This is a genomic window from Neorhizobium galegae (genome assembly GCF_017877135.1).
In the GTDB taxonomy this organism is placed as follows: domain Bacteria; phylum Pseudomonadota; class Alphaproteobacteria; order Rhizobiales; family Rhizobiaceae; genus Neorhizobium; species Neorhizobium galegae_A.
On the sequence record NZ_JAGIPH010000002.1, the window covers coordinates 348,363 to 373,878 of the forward strand.

The 25,516-nt window shown below is 61.9% G+C and carries 23 protein-coding genes and 1 tRNA gene; 9 read left to right on the forward strand and 15 right to left on the reverse strand.

Annotation, left to right across the window (positions count from 1 at the left end; translation table 11 throughout):
• Nucleotides 1–75 precede the first annotated feature (75 nt).
• On the forward strand, nucleotides 76–417 hold the full coding sequence (locus J2858_RS09205) for a hypothetical protein (RefSeq protein WP_210104492.1): 342 nt from the start codon (nucleotides 76–78) through the stop codon (nucleotides 415–417).
• A gap of 505 nt (nucleotides 418–922) precedes the next feature.
• On the opposite strand, the gene J2858_RS09210 is transcribed toward J2858_RS09205, so the two are convergent.
• Nucleotides 923–1,690 (reverse strand): SIMPL domain-containing protein, encoded by a 768-nt coding sequence (locus J2858_RS09210; RefSeq protein WP_210104493.1) that lies wholly within the window; start codon nucleotides 1,688–1,690, stop codon nucleotides 923–925.
• Between the two features lie 197 nt (nucleotides 1,691–1,887).
• Between J2858_RS09210 and J2858_RS09215 the strand changes: the two genes are divergently transcribed.
• Nucleotides 1,888–1,963: transfer RNA gene (locus J2858_RS09215), tRNA-Ile, on the forward strand.
• Nucleotides 1,964–2,118: 155 nt separating this feature from the next.
• Here the strand turns inward: J2858_RS09215 and J2858_RS09220 are convergent.
• From J2858_RS09220 to J2858_RS09250, 7 genes are all read right to left on the reverse strand, one after another.
• A complete protein-coding gene (locus tag J2858_RS09220) occupies nucleotides 2,119–2,343 on the reverse strand; it encodes a hypothetical protein (protein WP_210104494.1) in 225 nt (74 codons plus the stop codon).
• 29 nt (nucleotides 2,344–2,372) lie between these two features.
• Nucleotides 2,373–3,032, reverse strand: coding sequence for an acyl-homoserine-lactone synthase (locus tag J2858_RS09225; RefSeq protein ID WP_210104495.1), 660 nt, complete (start codon nucleotides 3,030–3,032; stop codon nucleotides 2,373–2,375).
• 89 nt (nucleotides 3,033–3,121) lie between these two features.
• Entirely contained in the window at nucleotides 3,122–3,853 is a 732-nt protein-coding gene (locus tag J2858_RS09230) for a LuxR family transcriptional regulator (RefSeq protein WP_210104496.1), read from the reverse strand.
• A gap of 436 nt (nucleotides 3,854–4,289) precedes the next feature.
• On the reverse strand, nucleotides 4,290–5,597 hold the full coding sequence (locus J2858_RS09235; RefSeq protein WP_210104497.1) for an NtaA/DmoA family FMN-dependent monooxygenase: 1,308 nt from the start codon (nucleotides 5,595–5,597) through the stop codon (nucleotides 4,290–4,292).
• Nucleotides 5,594–6,841: an acyl-CoA dehydrogenase family protein gene (locus tag J2858_RS09240; RefSeq protein ID WP_210104498.1), complete on the reverse strand. Its 1,248-nt coding sequence runs from the start codon at nucleotides 6,839–6,841 to the stop codon at nucleotides 5,594–5,596. Before J2858_RS09240 ends, J2858_RS09235 begins: the two co-directional genes overlap by 4 nt.
• Nucleotides 6,842–7,023: 182 nt before the next feature.
• Entirely contained in the window at nucleotides 7,024–8,109 is a 1,086-nt protein-coding gene (locus J2858_RS09245; RefSeq protein ID WP_210104499.1) for a rhodanese-like domain-containing protein, read from the reverse strand.
• 11 nt (nucleotides 8,110–8,120) lie between these two features.
• On the reverse strand, nucleotides 8,121–9,731 hold the full coding sequence (locus J2858_RS09250; protein WP_210104500.1) for an ABC transporter substrate-binding protein: 1,611 nt from the start codon (nucleotides 9,729–9,731) through the stop codon (nucleotides 8,121–8,123).
• Nucleotides 9,732–10,129: 398 nt separating this feature from the next.
• Here J2858_RS09250 and J2858_RS09255 point away from each other — a divergent pair, with 398 nt between their 5' ends.
• From J2858_RS09255 to J2858_RS09280, 6 genes are all read left to right on the forward strand, one after another.
• The gene (locus tag J2858_RS09255; RefSeq protein ID WP_210104501.1) at nucleotides 10,130–10,990 is read left to right on the forward strand and encodes an NADPH-dependent oxidoreductase; all 861 of its coding nucleotides are present in this window, start codon (nucleotides 10,130–10,132) and stop codon (nucleotides 10,988–10,990) included.
• Between the two features lie 231 nt (nucleotides 10,991–11,221).
• On the forward strand, nucleotides 11,222–12,277 hold the full coding sequence (locus J2858_RS09260; RefSeq protein WP_210104502.1) for an ABC transporter substrate-binding protein: 1,056 nt from the start codon (nucleotides 11,222–11,224) through the stop codon (nucleotides 12,275–12,277).
• 9 nt (nucleotides 12,278–12,286) lie between these two features.
• Complete coding sequence (locus J2858_RS09265; RefSeq protein WP_210104503.1) at nucleotides 12,287–13,162, forward strand: NmrA family NAD(P)-binding protein; 876 nt, start codon at nucleotides 12,287–12,289, stop codon at nucleotides 13,160–13,162.
• Nucleotides 13,163–13,174: 12 nt separating this feature from the next.
• A complete protein-coding gene (locus J2858_RS09270) occupies nucleotides 13,175–14,344 on the forward strand; it encodes an LLM class flavin-dependent oxidoreductase (protein WP_210104504.1) in 1,170 nt (389 codons plus the stop codon).
• 262 nt (nucleotides 14,345–14,606) lie between these two features.
• Nucleotides 14,607–14,945 carry a DUF3088 domain-containing protein gene (locus tag J2858_RS09275; protein WP_210104505.1) on the forward strand — a complete coding sequence of 113 codons (339 nt, stop codon included), beginning with the start codon at nucleotides 14,607–14,609 and terminating at the stop codon, nucleotides 14,943–14,945.
• 27 nt (nucleotides 14,946–14,972) lie between these two features.
• Nucleotides 14,973–16,325, forward strand: a complete 1,353-nt coding sequence (locus J2858_RS09280; RefSeq protein WP_210104506.1) for an LLM class flavin-dependent oxidoreductase — start codon at nucleotides 14,973–14,975, stop codon at nucleotides 16,323–16,325.
• 42 nt (nucleotides 16,326–16,367) lie between these two features.
• Here J2858_RS09280 and J2858_RS09285 read toward each other — a convergent pair whose 3' ends face one another.
• The 7 genes from J2858_RS09285 to J2858_RS09315 form a co-directional block, all read right to left on the reverse strand.
• Complete coding sequence (locus tag J2858_RS09285) at nucleotides 16,368–17,324, reverse strand: LysR substrate-binding domain-containing protein (protein WP_210104507.1); 957 nt, start codon at nucleotides 17,322–17,324, stop codon at nucleotides 16,368–16,370.
• A 17-nt stretch (nucleotides 17,325–17,341) separates the two neighbouring features.
• Entirely contained in the window at nucleotides 17,342–18,586 is a 1,245-nt protein-coding gene (locus J2858_RS09290; protein ID WP_210104508.1) for an acyl-CoA dehydrogenase family protein, read from the reverse strand.
• Between the two features lie 66 nt (nucleotides 18,587–18,652).
• A complete protein-coding gene (locus tag J2858_RS09295; RefSeq protein ID WP_210104509.1) occupies nucleotides 18,653–19,708 on the reverse strand; it encodes an aldo/keto reductase in 1,056 nt (351 codons plus the stop codon).
• Between the two features lie 20 nt (nucleotides 19,709–19,728).
• On the reverse strand, nucleotides 19,729–20,664 hold the full coding sequence (locus J2858_RS09300) for an ABC transporter ATP-binding protein (protein WP_210104510.1): 936 nt from the start codon (nucleotides 20,662–20,664) through the stop codon (nucleotides 19,729–19,731).
• Nucleotides 20,642–21,640: an ABC transporter ATP-binding protein gene (locus J2858_RS09305; protein ID WP_210104511.1), complete on the reverse strand. Its 999-nt coding sequence runs from the start codon at nucleotides 21,638–21,640 to the stop codon at nucleotides 20,642–20,644. The genes J2858_RS09300 and J2858_RS09305 overlap by 23 nt, the downstream gene beginning before the upstream one ends.
• Entirely contained in the window at nucleotides 21,637–22,635 is a 999-nt protein-coding gene (locus J2858_RS09310; protein WP_210104512.1) for an ABC transporter permease, read from the reverse strand. Before J2858_RS09310 ends, J2858_RS09305 begins: the two co-directional genes overlap by 4 nt.
• Nucleotides 22,632–23,621 (reverse strand): ABC transporter permease, encoded by a 990-nt coding sequence (locus J2858_RS09315; protein WP_210104513.1) that lies wholly within the window; start codon nucleotides 23,619–23,621, stop codon nucleotides 22,632–22,634. The genes J2858_RS09310 and J2858_RS09315 overlap by 4 nt, the downstream gene beginning before the upstream one ends.
• A 251-nt stretch (nucleotides 23,622–23,872) precedes the next feature.
• Here J2858_RS09315 and J2858_RS09320 point away from each other — a divergent pair, with 251 nt between their 5' ends.
• Nucleotides 23,873–25,480 (forward strand): ABC transporter substrate-binding protein, encoded by a 1,608-nt coding sequence (locus J2858_RS09320; RefSeq protein ID WP_210104514.1) that lies wholly within the window; start codon nucleotides 23,873–23,875, stop codon nucleotides 25,478–25,480.
• Nucleotides 25,481–25,516 lie beyond the last annotated feature (36 nt).

The following is a 25,516-nucleotide window of genomic DNA, read 5'->3' on the forward strand; positions in this document are numbered from 1 at the left end:
AAGGCGTTCAGATCCGGTCCACTAGATTGCCTCCAGTGCCCGCCGTGGCGCAATGCAATACTGGAGGAATACCCAATGAGACAGCTTCTTGCCAAGGCCGGTCTTGCCGCCCTGATGGTCGTATCCGGGCTTGTCGCGCCGCTTGCCAGCGCCTCTGCGGCCGATAATGGCCTGCGGGTCGAGGTGCAATGGCGCGGTGACGACCGCGGTGGCCCGCGCCACTACGATCGTGGTCCCGATCGCCGCGCCGGCTGCGCCCCCTGGCATGCCGAGGACAAGGCTGCCCGCATGGGCCTTCGCCGTGCCCGCGTTGTGGATATGAACCGGCGCGTGGTGGTGGTGGCCGGTTTTGACCGTCGCGGCCGCGACCGCGTTGTGTTTGCCAATGAACGCGGCTGCCCGGTCATCCGTCGCTAACCTCGACCTTTCTCACTTGCCGAAATCCGCTCCATAGCCCAATGGACGGATGAAGCCGTCGCTCACGCCCCCTAGCATCTGAGCGGCGGCTTTCCGCGTCTTGTTGCACGTCCGCTATGCGATTTGCGGTATGGGGCCTCCCGTGCCTGAAGGGTAACGACGAGACCGTCATTGCGGGAAGCCTCAGGCGCCGCCGGCGACCAGTCCCAAGCCGAGGTTATGCCGGGCGCGTGCCGCACGCTCTGCCCATTCCGATGGTCCCTCAGACCTTTTTGCGGGATCCGCCGACCTTCGTCGGACTTCTCGGCTCTGCCGTGTTCGCCATTGACCCGATCGGGTCGCAGCCTGAGTTCCTCGGCCGCGAAAACTCTCTGAACGCCTCACGCGGCAGCACAAGCGCGACGGGCTGCTGTCTGCAATCCTGTTCCGCTGAAACGGAAGGCCCGAATGTCACGGCAGTGCGCGGCTGCAGGCACCTGTCGATGCCTGCAGCAATGATAAAAGGTCAGCGCGCGATTTCAAACCGCATGTCGACCGTCACGGTATAGCTGTTCTCGCCCCCGGAGACCGGAACCGAATCGGCCTCCTTCGCCATGGCCATGCGCATCATCGGCGCCGACACCGGGCGCGTGCCGTTTTCGGTGATGGAGACCACGGGGCCAAGCTTGGTGCCGGCGGCGTCGGCGAGTGTCTTCGCCTTGGTCATGGCATCGGCCACGGCGTTGCGTCTTGCCTCTTCCATGGCACCTTTCGGATCATCATTGGTGAAGCTGATCTGGCCGCCCTGGTTGACGCCGAGTTTTACGGAGTGATCAATGAGGCCGCCGAGCTTTGCAAGGTCGCGCACCCGCACGGAAAGACCGTTGCTGACCTGATAGCCGATGATGCGCGGCGCTTCGTTCGTCTGGCCTGCGCCATTCTGGCCGGAGCTTTCCTGTTGGCTGTACTGCGGAAAGATCGAGAAATCACTGGTCTGGATCTCCCGCTCGGCAATACCGTCGGCCTTCAGCGCCGCCAGAACATCGCGCATGGCGGCATTGTTGGCGGCAAGCGCGGCATCGGCCGTTTCGCCCGTGCGTGTCACCGTCAGCGACACGACCGCCATGTCCGGCGCAATGGCCGCGCGGCCTTCGCCGGTGACGCTGATCATCGCCTGATGCGGCGGTGGCGGCGGCGGCATTTGCGCCCAGACGGCCGGCGCCCCGGCAAGACCTGCCGAGACACCAAGGATTAGAAGTGAAAGCCGTCTGGAACGCGTCAACAAGCCCGGCATGAATATCCTCCGCTATGATCTTTGCAAGGTTGCCCCACTTCTGCGTGACACTCTTGCGGTTGAAGACGATAGGTGCCTTGAGAATGTGAAGCCAATACGGCAACGGCTTGTCGCCCGTAGCTTTTTGCGTTAGAGCCGAACCTCAAGCGGCCCGCATGAACCATTGCACGCAGGCCCACCTTTTTGCAGAAGGTTGAGGGCCTGTAGCTCAATGGTTAGAGCCGGCGGCTCATAACCGCTTGGTTGGGGGTTCGAGTCCCTCCGGGCCCACCAAATTTATTTAAAATCAATGATTGTAGCTTGACGCGGATTTCCGGAATTTTGACGGCAGGTTCCGGAAAAATGAATTTCCAATTCCCCCGGAAACTTCGCCCGCGCCCAGCGATTTTTGACGCACAGTAACAGCCGAGATGGGTTTGCCTCAGATTTCAGTTCTGAGACGAGTAGCTCTCGAAACCACCCAGCTTGATTGTCCTGTTGAGCATAGCTCCCACATCTTCAGCGTTGACAAGCTTCAGATTGTTGAGTTGCTCCGTGACCTCCCTGGCGGAAATTACCTGCAGGGCGAGTCCGAGATGCAAGACGAGCTGGGCGTCCTTGCACTCAAACGCGATGAGGTAGGCTTGTTCCGTCAGCTTTCGAATGTGCTTCATGGGAAGCCGTGGCATTGCCGCCCGCCCGTTCACGCTGCCAATCCAATCGCTCTGGGTTGTTCGATGGACAACGATTTGGAATAAAGAGGGTCGGTAATCCCGGTTGCTTCGCGCATTCGGTCCAACACAACCGGCGAGACCTCAAACAATCCACAGCACACGGGCAATCGACCGTAGCCATCGGCGCGGCCAAGCTCATCAACATCCACCCCTGCTCTTCGATACACGCGACGCATGTGCGGCTCGTAGTTGGAGAGCATCATATCGATCCCGTGATGGAGTGCACATTCGCACAGCGCGACCAGAAGGCGACTGAATGCGTCCAGAGGCGTAAGCTCTGGAAAGTCGAGTGAGACTGCTTTCTCATCGACACACATGCGCGTTCCTTCCCAGATGCCCGGCGCCACGAGATCGATGTCTGCAGGGAATGTCCCGCGGAAGACATCATAGAGGAGCGTGGGACCGGTGGTCGGCATAAGCCGCATGGATCCATACAATCGTTGTCCGTCGTCGTCGCACCATAACAAGTATACCGGGCCGAGGTCGTCGTAACGGTCTTTTTCGCTGCCGTTGGTGACGGTCACTGACCAACCAAGATGGTCTGAGAATACCTCCTTGCGCAGCTTGAACATGCGGTCCAGCAGCCCCGGATATCGTGCATATTGATGCGCTTCTAGCGTGATAAACATGAGTTCCCCCTTTTGGATATTGCAGAGGCATCATGCAGAGTTGCAGTTCCAGTTGAAACTCCCCCGCTTGCGCCGCCCCATTTGGGGGGTCAGACTGGATTGATCAGGCGCAGGCTTATCGCTTTGGCGATGGCTTGGGGAATGTTCGCACAGGACAGCTTAAAGCGTGCAGACTTCAGATATCCTCTGGCTGTGTGGTCTGAGATGCCCAGGATGCAGGAAATGTCTTTGTATTCCTTGCCCAAGGCTGCCCAATGAAGGCATTCCCTCTCGCGCCGGCCAAGTGGTGGTGCCGGATCTTCCTTGCCATAGAGTTCAACTAACGCCTTTGTGTGCAAGCCGTGTGCGAGTTCAAGCCAGTGAGCTCTGTAGTGCACGACGAGGGCTGACCACTGATCTTGCGGCATGTCAGTATTGAGCGATACGAGGGCTCGGCGGCCACACCTATCAATGATTGGTATTGCATAGCCTGAAATTCCGAGACCATGCTGCGTGGCGTCCTCGAACAGTCGCTGAGTCGCGGGGGTTACCTCCAGCTCGCTCCAGAGAAATGGCAGGCTCCTTGAAACGCCCTCAATTAGAACGGGATCAATGTTGAAGTAGCCTTGCTGCAGGTATCTGCTGACCCAGTTCGGCGGGTACGTCGTTCTGACGAATGGTGCGTCTATCCGAGACGCTATGGTTTGTGCCATGTGGTAGGTCACATGCGAGAGCTTATAAGCATCTCTCAATAGAATTATCGAAGCTGCGACATCTGTCGCATGCTGAATAGCTACGAAGGTTTGTTCAAATAACTCCCGTGCATAGGTTTTTTCGTCCATGGCCGCCCCCTACAACTATGTGCAATCTTAAGAGGGTAGCGAACCTTTGCAAAAATGTCTTATAATACGTGATTAACGTCGATGGACGGCTATTAGTCATTTGGCCGCTGTGAACGTTCTATGAAGGGTTTTTGAGTGGGCCACGTTGGCCGAGTTGACCATGCGCACGGAAGCAATCGGCCGAACTGATCAGCTTTGGTCAGTGGAGAGCCGAAGGCGGATCGCTTCGACGTGACTGATCGGCGGCCTCCGCGATTGCCACCATGATCAAGTAGACAAGCGTCTGTTGGTGACCTTGCCCCCGAGCTTAACCAGTTTTAAGTTCGCTCCAGCGGTTTTTGGCTTCGTATCTGCGGCTGTAGCGGCGTGTGGCGGTACGGAGCTGGGCCGCAACACGGCGGCCTCCCCCTTGACCTGTCCGCCCCGTCTTGGGCCTTCATTCCGGATAGGGCAGGCGGTAGCGGTCGCGGATGGTGCGGCCTTCGTAGTCGCGGGGGTAGACGCCGCGATCCTGCAGGATCGGCACGACTTTCTCGACGAATTCCTCGATATCGTCCGGCGCGCGTGGCGGCTGCAGGGTGTAGCCGTCCACGGTTCCGTCCTCCCAGAGATCGATGATCTGGTCTGCCACCTCTTCCGGCGTGCCGAGGACGAGGCGGTGGTGACCTTCCGAACGGCGTACGGCCTCACGCGCCGTCAGCCTTTCGTAGGTGAGCAGGTCCGACAGGCCAAGCCCCATGCCGACCGCCCATTGGCGGTTCTGATCCGGCACGAAACGCTCGGCTTCCAGCACGGCATCGGGATCGAAGGTCGCGGGATCAATGCCGTTTTCCCTGGCGAAACGGGCAAGCAGCCCGTCTTCGGAACCGGTGCCGCTGAACAGTTCGTGCTTGCGCAGCGCCTCTTCTCGGGTTTCGCCGATGATGGCGACGAGCCCCGGCACGATGCGGATGCCCGACGGGTCGCGGCCAACTTCGACGGCCTTGTCCTTCACCTTCTTGCCGAAAGCCTGTCCGGCCGGGCGGGAGAGGATGTTGCAATAGATGATTTCGCCGTGGCGTGCGGCAAGTTCGATGCCGCCTTCCGAGGCGCCCGCCTGCGCGATGACCGGGTGCCCCTGCGGGCTGCGCGGCACGTTGAGCGGCCCCCGCACCTGGAAGAATTGCCCCTCGTGATCGATGGTGTGCGCGCTCGATGCATCCCAGAAACGATCCGGCGGAACCTCACCTTCACGACGCGGATCCCAGCTTGCCCAGAGCTTTTTCGCCACATCCAGGAATTCGATGGCGCGCGGATAGCGCTCGCTGCGCGGCGGTAGGGGCGCGTTGCTGAAATTGGCCGCCACATTCGGGTTAAAGGAGGAGACGACGTTGACGATCAGCCGCCCGCCGGAGACGATATCCAGCGACTGCACCCGCCGCGCCAGATTATAGGGCGAATTATAGGTGGAGGTGATCGTGGCGACAAAGCCGATATCCGGCACCTGGGCCGAGAGTGTCGTGCAGAGGATCAGCGGGTCCAGCGTGTGGAACGGGCGGCTCAGTGGGTCCGTCAGCAGGGCCGGGTGATCGGAGAAGAAGACGGCATCGAACCGCCCCTTGTGCGCAAGCTCCGTCAGGCGGCGATAGTAGTCAGGGTCGTTGATGTCATGCCGGTCACCGGTGCGGTATTTCCAGGCATTGGCCAGATAGCCGGTTGTGTTGATGCCGACATTCAGGTTCAGCCGTCTCTTTGTCTCAGTCATGCTTTGGCTTTTTCTCTTTCAGGATGAATGCCGACGCCCACTTGCGGGGAGGGCAGTGTGCCGTTGATGGCAAAGTCGCCGACGACACGATCATGGTAGATGCGGGGGTTATGGGAGGTGATGGTGCGGGCATTGCGCCAGTGGCGGTCGAGACCATGGCTCTTCTTGGCCGCCGACGCGCCAAGCGCATCGAACAATATCGTTGTGGCCTCGAGTATCAGGCTGGAGACGACGGTGACCGACTGGCTGACCTCCAGTTCGGCATCGCGGTTGGCGCGCGCAATGGCCTCGGTGTCTCCGGTCAGATTGGCCGCATGCGCGCGCTGCAGCGCGTCGGCGGCCTTCAGCACGATGGCGCCGGCCGCATAGGCGGCGCTGCGCACGCGACCGACAACCTGCAGGATCTGCGGGTCTTCACCGGGGAGGGTGGCGTTGCTGCGCGCATAGACGCGCCGCCGCTCCGCCACCAGCCCCGCCACTTCCGTGGCAGCTGCCCGGCCGATGCCTGCCAGCGAGGCGAGATGCACCAACTGGAAGAAGCCACCGGAATAGGAGAAACGCAGCGCGCTCGGCTTGATCAGGTCATTGCTGATCTCAACATCGGCGAAACGCGCGGTGCCGCTTGCCGTCAGCGACTGGCCAAACCCATCCCAGTCATCGATGATCTCGACGCCTGCCGCTCTGGTCGGCACGAGTGCGCCGATCGGATGGCCATCGCCGTCCACGGCACCGAGCGTGATCCAGTCGGCATAGAGCGAGCCGGTCGTGTAGAATTTCTGGCCGTTCAGCAGCCAATGATCGCCGTTGCGGATGAGCTGGGTGGAGTAGCTGCCAAGGGGCGCATTGCCGATCTCGGAAAAGCCGCTGCCGATGGTTTCGCCCGCCGCAAGCTTCAGAAGCCAGCGATCCCTCCAGTCGCCGGGCGGCGCGTTCAGAAGATCTTCGGTGAAGCCGAGATGGCTGCGATAGGCATTGGTGAGGTTGGGATCGGCTTCTGCCAGCTCGATCAGCAGGCCGAAGAGTTCCGGCAGCGTCAGCTCCGCGCCACCGATTTCTTCCGGCAGCCGCAGGACCGAAAAGCCTGCGTCCTTGAGCCGCCGATATTCCGCAAAGGGAAGCGTGCGGGCCAGATCGCGTTCGATGGCGCCGGCATGAATATCGGCGAAGATCGGCCGAAACCGGCTCGCAATGGCGTCGAATCGTTCGCTTGGCGCAGCACCCCAGGCGTTGGCAATGTCGGTCATGTCTTAAGAATCCTCCCGCGGACGGTCGGCCACGAGGTCCAAACCTATCAGCTGGCTGAGAGGACGCAGGCGATGAATGTTTGCTCGTGGCGAAAGAAATTATTGTTTGAACCGGACCCGGACGCGGCATGCCGCCCCTGATCATGCCGCTGTCCGGGTCCGGTCCTGCAGGCAGCGACCGGTCAGGCCGCCGCCCGTTTCTCGGCGTTGAAGTCGTGGAGCAGAAGCGCGATCTCAAAACCCCGGCGAGCCAGCCAATGGGCGACAATCCGGGCGCGAGCGCCGAGAGAATCGTCGACCAAGATAACCCGCGCTCCGCGCACCGAGAGTGTGCGATAGGCGACACCCAGCAGCTGCCCACCTTCCGACGAGATGGAGTGCGGCAGATGATCCGCCGCAAATTCCTCCGGCGTGCGCACGTCGAGAAGATAGGTTGTCCGCTCCGGATCGGACGTCCAGGCTTTCGCTGTTTCGAGGTCGATGAAGGTCAGCTGATCGTCCTTTGACAAGGTGGCGAGATGGTCCTCCGCAAACCGCACCGCCTGATCGCTGGCTTTGCCGAACGTGGCCGTCAGGCCCTGTTCCAGCCCAAAGCCTGCTTCCGTCCAGCCGCGTGTTCCCTCGTCCAGATAGGCCACGAAGTTCTCCACCCCGGCATCGATCAGCGTCTGGGCGCCGAGGATTGCGCGCGGCAGGCCGGCGCAGGAAACGACCACTTTCGTCTGCGGGTTCGGCACGCTGTCGCGGAAGCGCAGCAGAAGCTCCGCGCCGGGAATGGCGACCGCGCCCGGCACATGGCCCTTCTCGAATTCCGGCAAAGTGCGCGTGTCGATGACGATCACATCTTCACCGGCATCGCGCCAGGCCTGAAGTTCGGCTGCGAAAACGACGGGTGTCTGCTTTTCGTCGCGGATCTTTTTCACGAAAGGCACGCCCGGCACATCGAAGGTGGGCAGGTTGTCGGTTCCCTTCTCGGTCCAGGCGGGAATGCCGCCCTTCAGGGCATGAAGATCGCCCCAGCCATTCTTCGACAGCGCCTCGGCAGCTGCGACCGCGGCTCCCTTGCCGTCGTCCACGAGCACGGTGCGGATCGAGCGGCGGGGGATGAAGCGATCGATCTCGGCAAACAGCCGGTCCGCCGGCAGATTGGTGGCAAACAGCGGCGAGGCATAGCCGACCTCATCTGCGGGGCGAATATCGAGAACCGCAAGTTCCCGGCGATCCGCCAGCCAGGCGGCGAAAGTCTTCTTGTCGATCTGATGTGTCATTTCGCTCTCCTTCAGACGCCCGGTTCCAGCCAGATGTCGCCAAAGCTCCAGTTGAGGCCCTGGGCGCCGGTGACGAAATTCTTCACGCGCTTGTTGGCGACGATCTGGCTGCCGGCGGCGACGAGATCGACGGAGGCCACCTCGTCATGGATGAGATGCTGGAAGCGGCTCCACAATTCCCAGCGCTTTTGCGGGTCCGACTCGATGGCGGCGGCCTCCAGCAGGGCATCCGCCTGCGGATTGTCGTAATGGGCGGCATTCGAGAAGGGCAGGCCGATCTTGAAGTTCTTGCTCCAGTAGGCGCGCTGGATGCCGAGCGTCGGATCAAACGTGTTCGACAGCGATTCCACCACGAGATCGAAGGCCCGATCCGTGTAGACCGTCTTCAGGAAGGTCGGCAGGTCGTATTTGCGGATCTCGATGCCGATGCCGATCTTTTCCAGCTGGCTGCGGATCACATCGGCGTAGCCTGGCACCAGGTAGGAATTGTAGGTCAGCCGCAGTTGAAAGCGCTTGCCATCCGCCTTGCGCGGAAAGCCCGCCTTGTCGAGCAGCGCTTCTGCCGCCTTGGGATCGTAGGGGTGGGCGGTGATCTTGGAATCATACCAGTTCGGCAGGGCTGTGCTGACGGGGCTGGGCGACACCTGCCCATAGCCGTAGAGCGCGACATTGACGATTTCCTGCAGGTTGATCGCCTTGGCGATGGCAAGACGGACATCCTTGTTGCGCAGCAGCTCGGTATCGTAATTGAAGAAAAGCTGCTGTTGCGGGCCCGCATAGGCATAGGTCGTGGTATCGACCACCAGATTCTTGTTCTGCTTCAGGCGCTCGATGTCCGCCAGCGGCACCGGGTTGTCGCCAATATCGGCCTCCCCCGTTTCCAGCGCCACGGCACGGGCTGCGGGGTCGGTCACGATGCGCAGCACGACGCGGTCGAGATAGGGCTTGCCCTTGTCCCAGTAGTTGGGGTTCTTCTCGAAGATCAGGTGACTGCCCGGTACCCATTCGCTGAGCTTGAACGGACCGGTGCCGATGGCGGTCTTCAAGGTCTGGCCGTCGCCGGGCGGCAGTTTTTCGAAAATGTGCTTCGGGACGATCGGGGATTCGGAGCTCGACTGGGCCGCCAGCAGGAAGGGAGCGGGCTTGGAAAGCACGATAACGGCGGTCAGCGGGTCCGGCGTCTCGACGGCCACTACGTTCTGGTAGGTGATGCGGCCGCGCGGATGCGCCTCCTTCAGGCGGAAGATGGAGAAGGCCACGTCTTCGGAGGTGAAATCCGCGCCGTCATGCCACTTCACGCCGGGCCGGAGCTTGAAGGTGTAGCGTAGGTTATCCGGGGAGATCGACCATTCGGTCGCCAGAAGCGGCTGCGGCTTCAGATCGAAATCGAAGGTCAGCAGGCCTTCGACGATTTTCGGCCCGATGGCCTGCCCGGTGCCGGAGGAGGTGTTGATGGCAAACAGCGCATTGCCCGGATCGACGCGGTAGAGAAGCTTCAGCGTTCCGCCGGAGACGGGCTTTGCCGTCTGCGCCGATGCAAAGGACGGTGACAGCAAGGAGAGGGAGGTTCCGGCCGTGGCAGCCAGCAGCAGGCTGTTGAAGGCGCGTCTTGAAAATGACATGGGCGCAGTCTCCTGTGAACGAGGGGCAATCCGATCGTCAGAGCATCACGAAGCCTCGCCGAATTCAGAAGAATGAATTTCTTTATGGAGCAGTAAAATTTCCTGTGTCCGGTAGAATTTGCTAGGATCGAGGGTGATCTGGCCCTTTTCAGTTCGTCTGAGGGCTCGCCGCGAGTTTGCCGAACCTCACCATTTGGCGTCCGCGCCATTTGAGAAAAATCAGCCGAACCGCCATTGCGCCCGAACGGCCGAAATGATCTTTCATCCAGCCTCATGCTGTTGGGAGGAAATTCCTCGGCAAGGCGGCAAGTCGGAGTTTTAGTGAGCGTGACAGAGGACGGCAGCCCAAGCGCGCTCGCTGGCCATTGAAGAGAAATCCATTCAGGCGAGGACATTTCATGACATCGACAGTTTTACGGCAGATATCCTCGCAGGATGGCGAGGTGGATCGAGAGACACTTTGGCAGGCACGGTATGGTCGGGCACCGGTTCCGGCCCTGCCTTCCGAGTGGAACGAAACGCTCGAGGTCCTGCTCAGCCACCGAAGCTCGCGCAATTATCGCGCTGATGCCTTGCCAACCGGTACGGTCGAACTGCTGGTGGCCGCCGCCCAATCGGCGCCGACCTCGTCCAACCTTCAGGCCTGGAGCGTGATTGCCGTGGAAGACCCGGAGCGGAAAGCCCGGCTTGCGGGCTTTACCGGCGGCAATGCCCATATTCTGGCGGCCCCGCTTTTCCTGGTCTGGCTGGTCGATCTGTCACGCCTGAGGGAGATTGCCCGCCAGCATGGCAACAGTGGCGAAGGGCTCGATTTCCACGAGAGCTTCCTGATCGGCGCGATCGATGCGGCGCTTGCCGCGCAGAATGCGGTGGTGGCCATCGACTCGCTCGGGCTCGGTTCCTGCTATATCGGCGGCATGCGCAACCAGCCGGAAGATGTGGCCCGCGAACTGAAGCTGCCGCCGGAAACGGTTGCCGTCTTCGGCCTGACCGTCGGCTATCCGGATCCTGCGGTGGAAACGGATGTGAAGCCGCGCCTGCCGCAATCGGCCGTCCTCTTCCGCGAAGAGTATGGAACAATCCGCCCGGAGGATCTCGCCTCCTATGATGACGCCATGAAGGCCTTCCAGCAGAAGCAGAAGCTGCCGCTCTCCGGCTGGACCAGCGTGATTGCCAAGCGCATCGAAAACGCAGCGGCGCTCAAGGGGCGCTCGCAGCTCACCGCCATTCTGCGGCGGCTTGGATTCCCTCTGAAGTAGCCTTGGCTCGCTTCATGGTGATTGTTTCGGGAAAAGGCTTTCTACTTTTTCCCGCAAACGCCCAATGGGGTCGGATGTGGGGGCCGGATGCGAATCCGGCCCTTTTCGCGCCAACCGGGACTTGGAAACGATCCGTTCCCGCCCCCGCGTGATTATAGTATATAATTTCTATGGACTTTTCATGAATGTCGTTAGCCTGAGGCATCCTTTTCTCCGACGCAGGATGTCTCGATGGCGCAGGCCGCTCCCCGTCTTTCCTCTGCACCGTCCTCGGTGTGGTATACGCGCTGCCCGGCGCCGACGCCGCTTTCCATCGCGGCCCAGCTGGGTTGGGTGGACCAGGCGTTTTCCCGCCACCGGATCGATGTCACGTCTATTCGGGATTCCGCCGATCCAAAAATCCGCCAGAGCCATTTCGACCATCATCTCGACTGGTCGTTCCGTCAGGGCGGCAATATTCCGCCGATTTGGGCGCGATCCGGCGGGCGCCGCACCCGTCTCGTCGGCTTGACGCGGACCGATGAATTTCAGGCGGTGATCACGTTGCCGCATCTCGGCATTCGTACTGGCGCAGACCTCAAGGGACGAAAGCTCGGGCTGCCCCGCCGTCCCGGCGATATCATCGACTTCCAGCGGGCAACCTCCTTGAAGGGCATCGTGTCGGCGCTGGAAATTCATGGTCTGGCGGCTGCCGACGTGGAGCTGGTGGATCTGGTCGCGCAGTCCTCCAGCCCCGGTTCGAGCGCGGACGCCTCGACCTTTACGCCGCGCCGCAAGCTTCCCTATGGCGAGGAGATCGCGGCACTGCATCGCGGCGAGATCGACGCCTTCTTCGTCAAGGGGGCGGAGGGTGTCACCGTCGCCAGCCTGATCTGCGCCCATATCGTGGTCGAGACGGGTTTTCACCCGGACCCCAAGATCCGCATCAACAACGGCACGCCGCGCCCCCTGACGGTGGATGCGACCTTTGCCGACGAGCGCCCGGATCTCGTGGCGGAATTGATTGCCACGATCCAGCGCGTGGCCGACTGGGCCGAACAGCATCCGTCGGACGCCGTCCGCTTCATCGCGAATGAAATCGGTGTCAGCGAGGATGCGGTCCGGACCGCCAATGGTCCCGAGGTTCACCGCCATCTGGCGCTGACGCTCGACAGGGACGAGATCGATGCCATCGCGCATTTCAAGGATTTCCTGCTGGAATGGAAGTTCATTCCGGAAAACTTCAACGTCGAAAACTGGGTGGATCCGCGCCCGCTGGCGCTGGCGCATCTGCGTCAGCCTTTGTGAGGTCGGATCATGCCATCCTCCATCCTTGTCACGGGTGCCACGGGCCGGCTCGGCCAGCTGGTGACGCGCCGTTTGATCTACAGCGGTGATCGTGTCCGCGTCCTGACACGCCGCCCCGACGAAGCAAAGCGGCTCTTTAACGGCGCGGTCGATATCGCTCAAGGAGACTTTGGAGACCGTTCAAGCCTGATGACGGCCTTGAATGGCGTCGAGCGGGTCTTTCTTCTGTCTCCGATCAGCGCCAATCTTGGCGCCCACCAGACCGCTCTCATCGATGCGGCAGCCGATGCGGGCGTGCGCCATATCGTGAAGATCTCGGGCTCGACCTGGACGATCGAACATTCCGACCGCTCCACGGCCGGTGCGCAGCACCGAAAGGTGGAGGCGCATCTTGCCGCGCGCGGTCTTTCTCATGCGATCATCCGTCCCAATGCGTGGATGCAGGTGTCCCTGGCGCCGGTCATTGCCGCCGCTCTGGCCGGCCGCGATCTGCCGGGTCGCTATGCGGGCGCCGCCGTCTCCTTTATCAACATCAACGACATTGCCGATGTCGCCGCGCGTGTGTTGCATTCCGGGTTGAACGTCAGCGAACCGCTGGTGCTGACCGGCGCGAAAGCCTTCACCACCTCGGACATCGCAGGCCTCGTCTCCGCCATTCTGCGCCGCCCCGTCGGCATCGATACGCAAGCGGTCGCTGTCTCCCCCGGACACGACGATACGTTTGCGGCGCAGGCGGTGCGGGAGTTTGGCGCCCTCATTGCAGAAGGACTGGCCGCGCCGGTGACCGACACCGTCGAGCGTATGTTGGGGCGCAGGCCCATCAGCCTGCGCCATGTGCTCGAACAGGCGCTCATGCCTTCGAAACGTAATGCCGAAACAGGCTGAGGGAGACAGACAATGGCAGTGACGGCTATTCAGGCCACCGGCGCGGAATTGAGGGCGCCATCGGATTTCGAGGAAAGTCCGCTCAGCCGGGCGACGCGCCAGCCGCTGATGCTGGGGCTGTTTCTCAATCTGCAGGACATCAACTTCTCCAGCCTGCCGACCAGCAACAGCTGGACCTTCGATTACAACGCGGAGCTGGTGAAGCGGGCGGACGAGTTGGGTTTCGAGATCGCCTTCAGCCGCACGCAGTGGCTGCCCAAGGGCGGCTATGACGGCGAATCCTCGCTCGACAGTTTTATTGCACTCGGCGCCATGGCGGCGATCACCAAGAACATCCTGCTCATCTCGACGATCCATGTGCTGTACGGGCCGCTGCACCCGCTGCATCTGGCCAAATATGGTGCAACACTCGATCATATCGCCAAGGGTCGCTGGGGCATCAATATCGTCACCGGCCACCGCGCCATCGAGCATGAGATGTTCGGCTGGCAGCGCATCGACCACGACAAGCGCTACGAGATGGCCGCTGAACTCTTCGAGGTGCTGCACCATCTCTGGGGCAAAACGGAAAACTACTCCTTTGAGGGCAAGCTCAATCCCTGGTCGGTCAACAATGGCTGGATCACGCCGAAGCCGCTGTTCGGGCGTCCCAACCTCGTCACGGCCACCGGTTCGCCGGCGGGCATTGATTTTGCCGCGCGCCATTCGGATCTCGTCTTCGTCACGTCTCCGGGCGGCGCGCATATCGAGAGCGCCCTGGAGACGCTGCCTGCTCATATCCGGACGGTAAAGGATCGCGCCAACGCCTATGGCCGGAGCGTGAAAACCATCATCAACCCGATCATCGTCAGCCGCGATACGCAAGCGGAAGCGATTGCCTATGCCGATGCGATCGAGGCAGGCCGGCCGCAGCCGGGCACGCGCGCCTTTGCCACCAACAATTACGACAGCGATGCCCATGCCTGGCGCGGCCGCGGCGATGCCCGCCACAAGCAGGGCCGCAATCTCGGCGGCAATATCGAGATCATCGGCTCGCCGGAACAGGTGGTCGAGCAACTCATCGGTCTCAAGAAGGCGGGCATCGATGGCGTCCAATTGAATTTCTACGATTTCCGCGAGGACCTTGAATACTTCGCAGAACGCATCTTGCCTTTGATGAAGGAGGCCGGCCTGCGCCTCTAACGCAAACCGCCATTCACGGGCGGCCATGGCAGGACTACACGCTGACACAGTTGAGGTGATGTGGGTCTCCTCCAACTCCCCGGCGCTCCTTCGGGACGCCGGGGCTTTTTGCGTTTCCGGCCACTTCCTGATGCCATTCAAACGAGGACGGCGTGCGCAATTTTTTTCTTCTTGATGCGCCAATATTGATTGCTGGACCGAAGCGCAATCCAGCTTCAAGCTGCATGCAGAGTTGAATTTTCCAATATGGATGGCGCATTGCATGGCAAAGGACAGGCTCTTCCTCATCGCTCCCGGCTTTGAAGATCCGAAGTATCCGGGCACGGTCTTCGTCTGCCCCTACTGCAACCAGGTGGAAGGCCTGCTCGCGAGTTTTCCCGCTCTTGCGCAGAAGATCGAGGTCAACCGGGTCGGTTTTCTGCGCCCGAGGGCGGACGTGATTGCCGTGGTCGGCGAGGAAAACCAGTCGCTGCCCTTGCTGGTGCTGGGCGACAATCCACCGGAAGACGCGCGTGAGGCTGGCGGTGTTCATTTTGTGCAGGACACGAAGCGCATTCTCGATCTTCTGGCGGAGCGCCACGGCTTTCCCCGCCTGCATTAAATCTCGAACCGCAAAAAGGATGATCGCATGACAGTGCCGTCACGCTCGCTTGTTCTGAACGCTTTCATCTATCCGGCCGGCCATCACGAGGCGGCCTGGCGCTATCCGGCGTCCGAGCCGCATCGGGTTACCGACATCAAGCTCTATCAGGAGATCGCCCAGAAGGCCGAGGCTGCCAAGCTGGACGCGATCTTCTTTGCCGACGCGCCGGTTCTCGATGAGAACATCCGTTATGCGGCGCGCCACCGGCTGGAACCGATCACGGCCATCACGGCGCTGGCCGCCGTCACCGAGCGGATCGGTTTCATCGCCACGGCCTCCACGACCTATTACGATCCGTACAATCTCGCGCGGCTGTTTGCGTCGGTGGACCATATCAGCGGCGGACGCGTGGGATGGAATATCGTCACCACCTCGGCTGATCGCGCGGCGGCCAATTTCGGGCTGGAGAAACACCCGCCGCATGCCGACCGTTACCGGCAGGCGGCGGAGTTTGTCGATGTCGTCACCAAGCTCTGGGACAGCTGGGAGGATGACGCGCTGGTGGTCGATCCGGCAAGCGGTCTGTTTGCCGAGACAGATCATATCCATGCCATTCATCACAAGGGCGAGTTCTACAGCGTGCAGGGCGCGTTGAACCTGCCGCGCTCGCCGCAGGGGCGTCCGGTCTACGTGCAGGCGGGCTCCTCCGATGATGGCCGGGCCTTTGCCGCGCGCACTGCGGAAGCGATCTTCACCGCGCATCAGTCGCTCGAAAGCGCGCAGGAGTTCTATGCTGATATCAAGAGCCGCGCGCGGGGCCAGGGTCGCAATCCCGATCACGTCAAGATCCTGCCGGGCCTCAGCCCGTTTATCGCTTCCACGGAAGCAGAGGCCAAGGCGCTGGAGGACGAGTTCAACAATCTCATCCAGCCGGCCTTCTCGCTCCAGCAACTGCGCCGCATCATCGGCGTCGATCTCTCCGGCGCGGATCTCGATGCGCCGGTGCCGAAGGAAGCCGTGGACGCGACACGGGCCCGTGCTGCTGCCAGCCGCCATCAACTGGTGCTGGATGTGATCGACCGGGAGAAGCCGACGTTGCGTCAGTTGTTGCACCGGCTTGCGGGCGCGCGTGGCCACAAGGTCATTACCGGCACGCCGGAGCAGGTGGCGGACTGGATCGAGCTTTGGCACCTCAGTGGTGCTGCCGACGGCTTCAACATCATGCCGCCTTACCTGAAGGGCGGGTTCGAGATCTTTGCCGACGAGGTCGTGCCGATCCTGCAGCGGCGCGGGCTGTTCCGTCTGGATTACGAGGGCAAGACGCTGCGCGATCATTATGGGCTGCCGCGGCCGGAGAGTCTCTACACGGCGGGAAGAAACCGCAAGGCGAGCGCATAAGCAAAAGATCACCAAGCATGGCTGGCACATGCCCGCCACGTCTCAGTGAGCAGAGGAGGGGAAGCCCTTTGCTTCCTGATGCAGAAGTGCAAACAGCGCTTCCACCTGCGGCAGGCGGCGGCGATCATCGGAGGCGATGAGATAATAGGGCGACGAGACGGGAATGGCGCGACCAAGCGGGCTCACCAGGCGGCCCGTCTGCAACTCGGCCGAGACGAGCGAATGTCTGGCCAGCGCGATGCCGCTGCCCGCCAACACCGTTTCGATCAATGCCGGAATGCTGGTGAGGCGCGGCCCCTTGCCGGATAGCCGCACCGGAAAGCCGCAGGCCCGCAGCCATCGTGGCCAATCGAGTTCGGGCTCCGCCTGCGCGTCGTAGATCACAGGCACGTCCCGCAGACGATGCGCGCCCTCCTGCAGTTCATGCCGCGCTGCAAAGGCCGGCGTGCAGACGGGCAGAATGCTGTCGGGCAGCAGCAGTTCGCAGTGGTGTCCCGCAAGCGGGTAGCTGAGCGGCAGGATGGCGCAGTCCGCCTCCAGCCGGGCAAGGTCCGCCTCGCCGGAGATGGATCGTTCGATCACCAGATCGGTGTCCCCGATGCCTTCGTTGAGGAGATGCAGGCGCGGCGCCAGCCAGCGGCTGGCAAAGGCATCATCCACCATGAGCCGGAGCGTCGTACGCCGGCCCTGCGCATAGAGCGCGCCCAGACTGTCGACGATGGATTCGAAGGCGGCAGACAGGCCCGGATAGAGCGAGGCGCCGGCGGGCGTCAGCACCAGTTCGCCGCGGTTGCGGCTGAACAGCACTTCGCCCAAATGGGTTTCCAGCAACCGGATCTGCTGGCCGATCGCAGCCGTCGTGACGTGCAGGTCCTCGGCAGCCTTTGAGAAGCTGGCATAGCGTGCCGTGACCACGAAGGCCCTCAGCGCCGTCAGCGGCGGCAGCCGGGAAAGCCCCGGCAAGGGTTGGGTCGCTCGAAGGATGGCTGACTGTCCCATGACGATCCTATCGTTGTTTAGAAAACGCGGCCTTCGAGAAGATGCGTCTTGGTGCCGTTGAGGTAGAAATCGCCGACCACGCGCGCCTTGTGCAGCAGCGGATTGTGATTGTAGACGGTGCGGATGTTGCGCCAGTAGCGGTCGAGGTTGAGGTCGCGCGAGGTGGCGGAGCCGCCGCCCAGTTCGAACACCTTGGTCGCGGCCGAAAGCGCCAGCTGCGCGGTCACGATCTGGACGCGTGACGTGGTCAGCGCGCTGTCCGTCAAAGCCTGTTCGATTGCCTCTTCATCGCCCGTGGCGAAGGCTGCGACGGTTCGATCAAGTGCGCCGGCTCCCTCGCGAATAAGGGTTTGCACGGCAAAGGCTGCCGCACTCAGCTCTCCCACCACATTCTGGACGAACGGATCCTGGGCTGCGGTATCGGCGGCACTGTGGGCTGCGGCGCGTGCCTGTTTCTGGACATAGCGGATGCCTTCCTCCACCGCGCCCTGAACGGCGCCGGCGGCGGATGCCGCCAGATGCAGCTGCCGCATCGTGGAGCAATGACGCCCGACCAGCGATCCGAGCGTCCGGTTGGAAATCTCATGCGCATGGACAAGAACGTTGTCCAGGAGAACGCCGCCGCTGGCCGTCATCCGCTGGCCCATGCCGTCCCAGTCATCCAGAACGGTCACGCCTTCGCGCGTGACGGGCAGGAGACTGTAGGCCGGGTTTCCGTCATCATCCAGGGCACTGAAGCTGGCGAAATCGGCAAAGGCCGTGCCCGTCGCATACCACTTGCGGCCGTTGAGCCGAAAATTCTCGCCGTCACGCGTCAGCCGCGTGGTGATCTCGCCGGGCTTGTGCGTGCCCTGTTCGGTATGCGCGCCGCCGAACAGTTTGCCGTCCAGCACATGTGCAAGCAGCGTGCGCTCGCGTTCGCCCTGGATGCCGCCCAGCACCAGTCCTTCGGTGAAATTGAAGTGGCTGCGCAGGGCATGCGGCACATTGCTGTCGGCCGCACCCAGGATCATCAGCACCTCGATGTAATCGCGGATGCTGCCGCCGGGACCGCCAAGCGCCTTCGGAATGCGCAGCGTCCCGAGACGGGCCTGCTTGATCTGTTCAAATATGTCGAAGGGCAGAACCCGCTCGCGCTCACGCCGGGCCGCATCCTTGGCCAGATCGGCAGCGATCCGTCGCGCACTTTCGATCAACTCCTCGCGGGAGAACGGAGAGGTGGGTACGGGATCGGCAGAGAGGGATCGAAGCGTGCTGGGCATGGTTCTGTTCCAGGAGAATAAAGAGGATAGGGCGGCAGCTGATCCCGCCGCCCGAAGAGGTGTCGGTCAGGCGACAGCGCGCGGCGCCGCAGCAACCGGTGCGGTTGCTTTCACAGCACGCGGCACGCGGCCTTCCACCGGATGGCTCGGATCGTTGAAGCCGGGCGTGGAGGGGTGGCCGGTCGTCACGAGGCTGTCGATCAAAGCTTCGTCTTCCGCATCGATCTGCACATCAAGCGCGCGGATATAGCCGTCCCAGTGCTCTTCGGTGCGCGGGCCGGTGATGGCAGCCGTGACCAACTGGTTGTTCAGCACCCAGGCGAGCGCGAAATCGGCGGCCTTGATGCCCTTGCGGGCGGCATGCGCCCCGATCTTCTGGGCGATCTCGACCGATTCCGGGCGCCATTCCGTCTCCAGAATGCGCTTGTCGCCACGGCCGGCGCGACTATCGGCGGCCGGTGCTGCGCCCGGCTGATACTTTCCGGTCAGCACGCCGCGCGCCAGCGGCGAATAGGAAACGACGCCGAGGCCATAATGATGCGCTGCCGGCAGTTGTTCGGCTTCTGCCGTGCGGTTGACGATGTTGTAGAGCGGTTGGCTGGCAACGGGACGATCGATGCCGAGCTGGTCGGCCAGATGTGAGATTTCCGCAATGCGCCAGCCACGGAAGTTGGACACGCCGAAATAGCGCAGCTTGCCGGCGCGGATGAGGTCGGCAATGGCGCGCACCGGCTCTTCCAGCGGCGCATCGAACACGGCCCGATGGAAATAGAGAATGTCGATGTAGTCGGTGTTCAGGCGCCGCAGCGAGTTTTCCACCGTCTCGATGACCCATTTGCGCGAATGGCCACCGAGGTTCGGGCCCTTCACATGCGAGTTGACGAATTTCGTCGCCAGCACCCAATGGTCGCGATGCGCCTTGATGCCGCGCCCGACGACCTCTTCGGACTTACCGTTGTGGTAAACATCGGCGGTGTCGATGAAGTTGATGCCCTGGTCCTTCGCCTTGTCGATGATGCGGAAGGCCACGTCATCCGGCGTTGGGCCGCCGAACATCATGGTGCCGAGGCTCAAGGGTGAAACCTTCAGCGCGCTGCGGCCAAGGTAGCGATAATCGACCATTTTTGTACTCCAATCGGTCTTCAGTTTGTATGATGGCAGGCGACCGCATGGGCGGTGCCGAAGAGACGGTAGTCTGGCGCCTCACTGCGACAGAGATCGGTGGCCAGCGGGCAGCGGGTATGAAACCGGCAGCCGGAGGGCGGATCGTGCGGGCTTGGCAGGTCGCCGGAAATGGGGGCTGCTTCTCTGCGGCGGCTGGGATCCGGCACGGCGGCCAGAAGCGCGCGGGTATAGGGATGCTTCGGATCTGCCCAGAGCTCGGCGGTCGGCGCGCTTTCGACGATCTTGCCGAGATACATCACCAGCACCCGGTCGGAGAAATAGCGCACCACGGACAGATCGTGCGAGACGAAAAGATAGGAGAGCGACAGCCTGTTCTTCATCTCCACCAGCAGGTTCAGGATCTGCGCCTGGATGGAGAGATCGAGCGCCGAGACCGGCTCGTCGCACACCACCAGTTCCGGCTGAAGGATCAGGGCGCGGGCGATGCCGATGCGCTGCCGCTGCCCGCCGGAAAACTCGTGCGGATAGCGATCGAGCGAATCCGCCGGCAGGCCGACCTGAAGAATGATGGACTCGACGATCTGCTGGCGGCGTTTTGTATCGCCGATGCCATGAACCTTCAGCGGCGCCGTCAGGATCGCCCGGATCGTCTGGCGCGGATTGAGGGACGCAAACGGGTCCTGAAAGATCATCTGGATGCTGCGGCGAAGACTGCGCAACTCGCCGGACGTCATGGCGGTCACATCCCGGCCCTTGAATTCCACCTGTCCGGATGTTGGCTCGACCAGGCGCATCAGCGATTTGCCGAGCGAGGATTTGCCGCAGCCGGATTCGCCCACCAGCGCCACGGTTTCGCCCGGCTCGATGGTGAGCGAGACGTCATCGACGGCGCGCACGGTGCCGCGCCCACCGGCATAATGGGTGGAGAGATTACGAACGGAGAGAAGCGTCATGGATCTGGCTCACAAAGCGCGTCGGGGTAAAGGGGCAGGCGGCGAGACGGTCCTCGGCAATCTGTCTCAGCGCCGGTACGGCAAAGCCGCAGGAGGCTTGCGCGCTCGGACAGCGGGGCCGGAAGGCGCAGCCCTTTTCACCCGTCGCGGATACGATGGAGCCTGGAATTTCGATCAGGGGTCCGTCGCGATAGTGATGGCCGCTTTCGGCGCGCGGCGAGGCGCCCAGAAGTCCGCGCGTATAGGGATGGTAGGGGTCGGTAAAGACCGGCTCCGGCAGACCCTCTTCCACCTTGCGACCGGCATACATCACCATCACCCGGTCCGCCCATTGCGCGACGATGCCAAGATCGTGCGTAATGAGGATGACGGCCATGTTCAGATCGCGGCGCAGATTGTCGAGGAGTTGCAGGATCTGCGCCTGGATCGTTACGTCGAGAGCAGTCGTTGCCTCGTCGGCGATCAGCAGTTTCGGATTGCAGGCAACGCCGATGGCGATCATCACGCGCTGGCGCATGCCGCCGGAAAGCTGATGCGGATAATCATCGACGCGCTTGCGCGCTTCGGGAATATTGACGAGTTCCAGAAGGTCCACCGCACGCTGCCGGGCCTGCTTGCGATCCAGCCGTTCGTGGATGCGCAGCACCTCGATGATCTGTTCGCCGACGGTGAGCACCGGATTGAGCGAGGTCATCGGCTCCTGGAAGATCATGCCGATGTCGCGCCCGCGGATCCTGCGCCAGTCCCGCTCGCTCTGGGCCAGAAGATTGCGGCCCTCGAAGCGAATTTCGCCACCGGTTTTGGCATGGCGTGGCAACAGACCGATCAGTCCAAGCGCCGTCAGCGACTTGCCGGAGCCGGACTCGCCGACGATGGCGAGCATCTCGCCGGGATTGGCGGTGAAGCTGACGCCCTTGACCGGTTGGCTGGCACCAAAGGCAACCGAGAAATCGCGAACCTCGAGAAGGGCAGTCATCGACGTTCCTCCGAAAAGCGCGGGTTGAGCGCGTCATTCAGACCATCGCTGATCAGGTTGAGCGAAATGACGGTGAAGACGATGGCAAGACCCGGCAGCGCCGTCAGGTACCAGGCGGTGCGGATGACATCGCGGCCGGCGCCGATCATCGACCCCCAGGAGACACGGTTCGGATCGCCCAGCCCCATGAAGGAGAGGGCCGCTTCCATGAGGATCGCGCCGGCGACCATGACGGAGGAGGTGACGATGATGGGCGGCAGCGCATTCGGCAGGATCTCGCGGAACACGATCCGCACATGGCCATAGCCGAGGCTGCGGGCGGCCAGCACGTAATCCTTTTCGCGGATGGCGCGGAACTCGGCACGGGTCAGGCGGGCAACCATCGGCCAGGTGATGATGCCGATGGCGCAGGTGACGGTCAGCACATTCGGCTGGGCGATGGCGACCAGCACGACCAGCAGCACGAAGCTCGGCAGCGTCTGGAAGATCTCGATGAGCTTCACCAGCACATCGTCCACAAGGCCGCCGAAATAGCCGGCAATCGCGCCGACCAGAATGCCGATGGTAAGGCCGATCAGCGTTGCGGCGATGCCCACGGTGAGCGAAATCCGCGCTCCATGAACGATGCCTGCCAGCACGTCACGCCCCATGGAATCGGTGCCCAGCGGATAATCCGGGTTCTGCCCCGGCCACAGGAAGGGGCGGGCCACCATTTCCAGGGGATCGCCCGGGAAGAGATAGGGGGCAGCCAGCGCCAAGACCACGACCGTCACCAGAAAGGTGAGGCCAATGATGGCGTTGGGATTGGTGAGGAAAATGCGCAACTCCCGGCGCAGACCGGCCTTCGTCACGGCGGCGGAAGACTGGGTCAGTGCATCCGGCGCATGGAGGAACGGCCAGTCCTTGGACTGTTCCGGCGTTGCCGCTTCAACTTCATCCGATTGAAGGGCACCGAGGCGCGGGGAACGGGCGATGGAAGACTGCGTGAGGGTCATCGGCTTTCTCCGATGCGCGGATCAAGCCAGGCCTGCAGCAGATCGACTGTGGCGTTGACGATGATCACGACAAATGAGGACAGAAGAAGGATGCCGAGCAGGACGCTGAAATCGCGCGCCATCACGGCCTCGAAAGCGAGACGGCCAAGCCCCGGCCAGCTGAACACGGTTTCCACCACGACGGCGCCGCCGAGCATGCCGCCGATATGCATGCCTGCAAGCGTGGTGATCGGTATCAGCGCGTTGCGCAGGATGTGGCGCAGCACGAGGCGCAGCGGCGAAACCCCCTTGGCACGGGCGGTGCGCACATAATCCTGCGATTTCACCTCCAGCATCGCGGCGCGCGTCAGCCGTGCATAGATTGCGAGATAATAGAGCGAGAGCGACAGCGCCGGCAGCACGATATAGCGCGCCCTGTCGGCAAGTGCGGCAAAGCCTGTGAGACTGCTTCCGATCGTGCTGTCGCCGCCGGACGGCAGCCAGCCGAGCTTCACCGAAAAAAGCAGGATCAGCATCAGGCCGATCCAGAAGCCCGGCACGGAATAGAAAAGCAGCGAACCGACGGAAAGCACGCGATCCGGCAGGCGACCGGAAAACTGCGCCATCAGCGAACCAAGGATCACGCCGATGGTGAGCGCAAAGAGCAGTGCTGCGCCCATCAGGATCAGCGTGCCCGGCAGTCTCTGGCCGATCAGTTCGGCAACCGGCATGCCGTAGCGTGGCGAATAGCCCAGGCTGAAATGAGCGAGATTGCTCAGATAGTTCAGCAACTGGTGGATGACAGGCAGGTCGAGCCCGAAACGGGATCGCAGGTCCGCCATGGTTTCCACCGTCGCCGAGCCCGCTTCCGCCGCCATCACATCTGCCGCATCGCCGGGGGCGAACTGCAACAGGAAAAAGTTGAGGATCACAATTCCCACGACGGTGGGGACCGCCTGGATGGCGGTGCGCCTCAGTCGCTGAAAGAGCCTTCTGGATACAATCATATGGTCAATCCGATGATGCGGCAGCCCGCGAAACTCCGACCTTGATAGTTGACTAGTTTTATAGAATTTGTCAAATAACATGAGAAATTTTTTGCGATGAATGGTCGAATTATCTCTGTTTATTGGGTGTTTATGCCGATTTACGGATTAAATCGGATTGTATTTTCTAATCCTGCGAACATTTGCGCAAAAATCCACGACACATCGGCGGCGAAGAAAGAAATTCTCACCGCCCAAAAAGAGAGGGCCTCATGCACACCAAATTCCACCTCAGCCGCAGACGTCTCCTGCAAGGCTCCGTTGCGCTAGCAAGCCTGTCGCTCACGCAGGTGTCAGTCCAGGCGGCCGCGCCGGCCAGCGGCGGAACAGCAACGCTCGTGCTTGCCTCCGAGCCGCCTGTTCTGACCACCATCGCGCATACGGCGTATAATTCCGTCTATGTCTCCCCCAAGGTCACCGAGGGTCTGCTCACCTATGATTTCGACCTGAACCCGAAGCCGCTTCTGGCACGGGAATGGGCGATCAGCCCGGATGGTCTGCGTTACACCTTCCGTCTGCGTCCGGGCGTCAAGTGGCACGACGGCAAGCCGTTCACATCGGCGGACGTGGCCTTTTCCATCCAGACGATCAGGGAGATTCATCCGCGCGGACGCAACACCTTCCTGAACCTGACGGCGGTGGAGACGCCGGACGAATTGACGGCGGTCCTGGTGCTGTCCAAGCCGGCGCCTTACCTGATTACCGCCTTGGCCGCCGCCGAGACGCCGATCGTTCCGAAGCATCTTTATGAAGGGACGAAAGCGGCGGAAAATCCGGTCAATCTGGCGCCGATCGGCACCGGTCCGTTCCGCTTCAAGGAATGGGTGCGCGGCAGCCATCTCGTCTATGAGCGCAATCCCGACTACTGGGACAAGCCGCGGCCCTATCTTGATCGCCTCATCGTTCGCTTCATTCCCGATTCGGCCGCACGGGCGATTGCCATCGAAACCGGGGAAATCGATCTCGCACCCAGCACGCCGCTGCCCTACAGCGATCTCGACCGCATCAAGGCCCTGCCGCATATCGGTTTCGAGACGCAGGGGTACCAGTATTCCAACAGTGTCAGCCGCATCGAGTTCAATCTCGAGAAGGATATTTTCAAGGATGTGCGCGTGCGCCGCGCCTTCGCTCATGTCATCGACAAGAAGGTCATCTTCAACACGGTCAATTACGGCTATGGCTCGATCAATCCGGGTCCGATCAATCCCAAGCTGACAAAATGGTATGTGGGTGACCTTAAGACCTATCCGGTCGATCTGAAGGCGGCCGAAGCGCTGCTCGACGAGGCCGGCTACAAGCGTGGGACCGGCGGTATCCGGGCGAAACTGACGATCGACTACGTGCCGAGCGGCGAAGGTTACGCGCGGGGCGCCGAGTATATCCGCCAGGCGCTGTCGAAGGTCGGCATCGAGGTCACGGTGCGGGCGCAGGACTTTGCCACCTACACCAAGCGGATCTACACGGATCGCGACTTCGACTTCGCCTATGAGGGCATGAGCAATCTGTTCGATCCGACGGTCGGGGTGCAGCGGCTCTATTGGAGCAAGAATTTCCGAAAGGGTGTCCCGTTCTCCAATGGTGCTGCCTATTCCAATCCTGTGGTCGATTCGCTTCTGGAAGCCGCTGCCATTGAGATCGATCCGAAAAAACGGTTCGAACAATGGCGCGACATCCAGCGCCTGCTTGTGGAGGATCTGCCGGCGATCGATATCGCCAGCCCGCCGGAGATCACGATCTACAACAAGCGCATCGCAGACCACACGGTCGGCGCCGAGGGCGTCTCCGGCAGTCTGGCCTTTGCCTATGTCACCTCAGCCTGAGTTTTTCCGGATGCCGGCCACATCCGATGGCCTTGG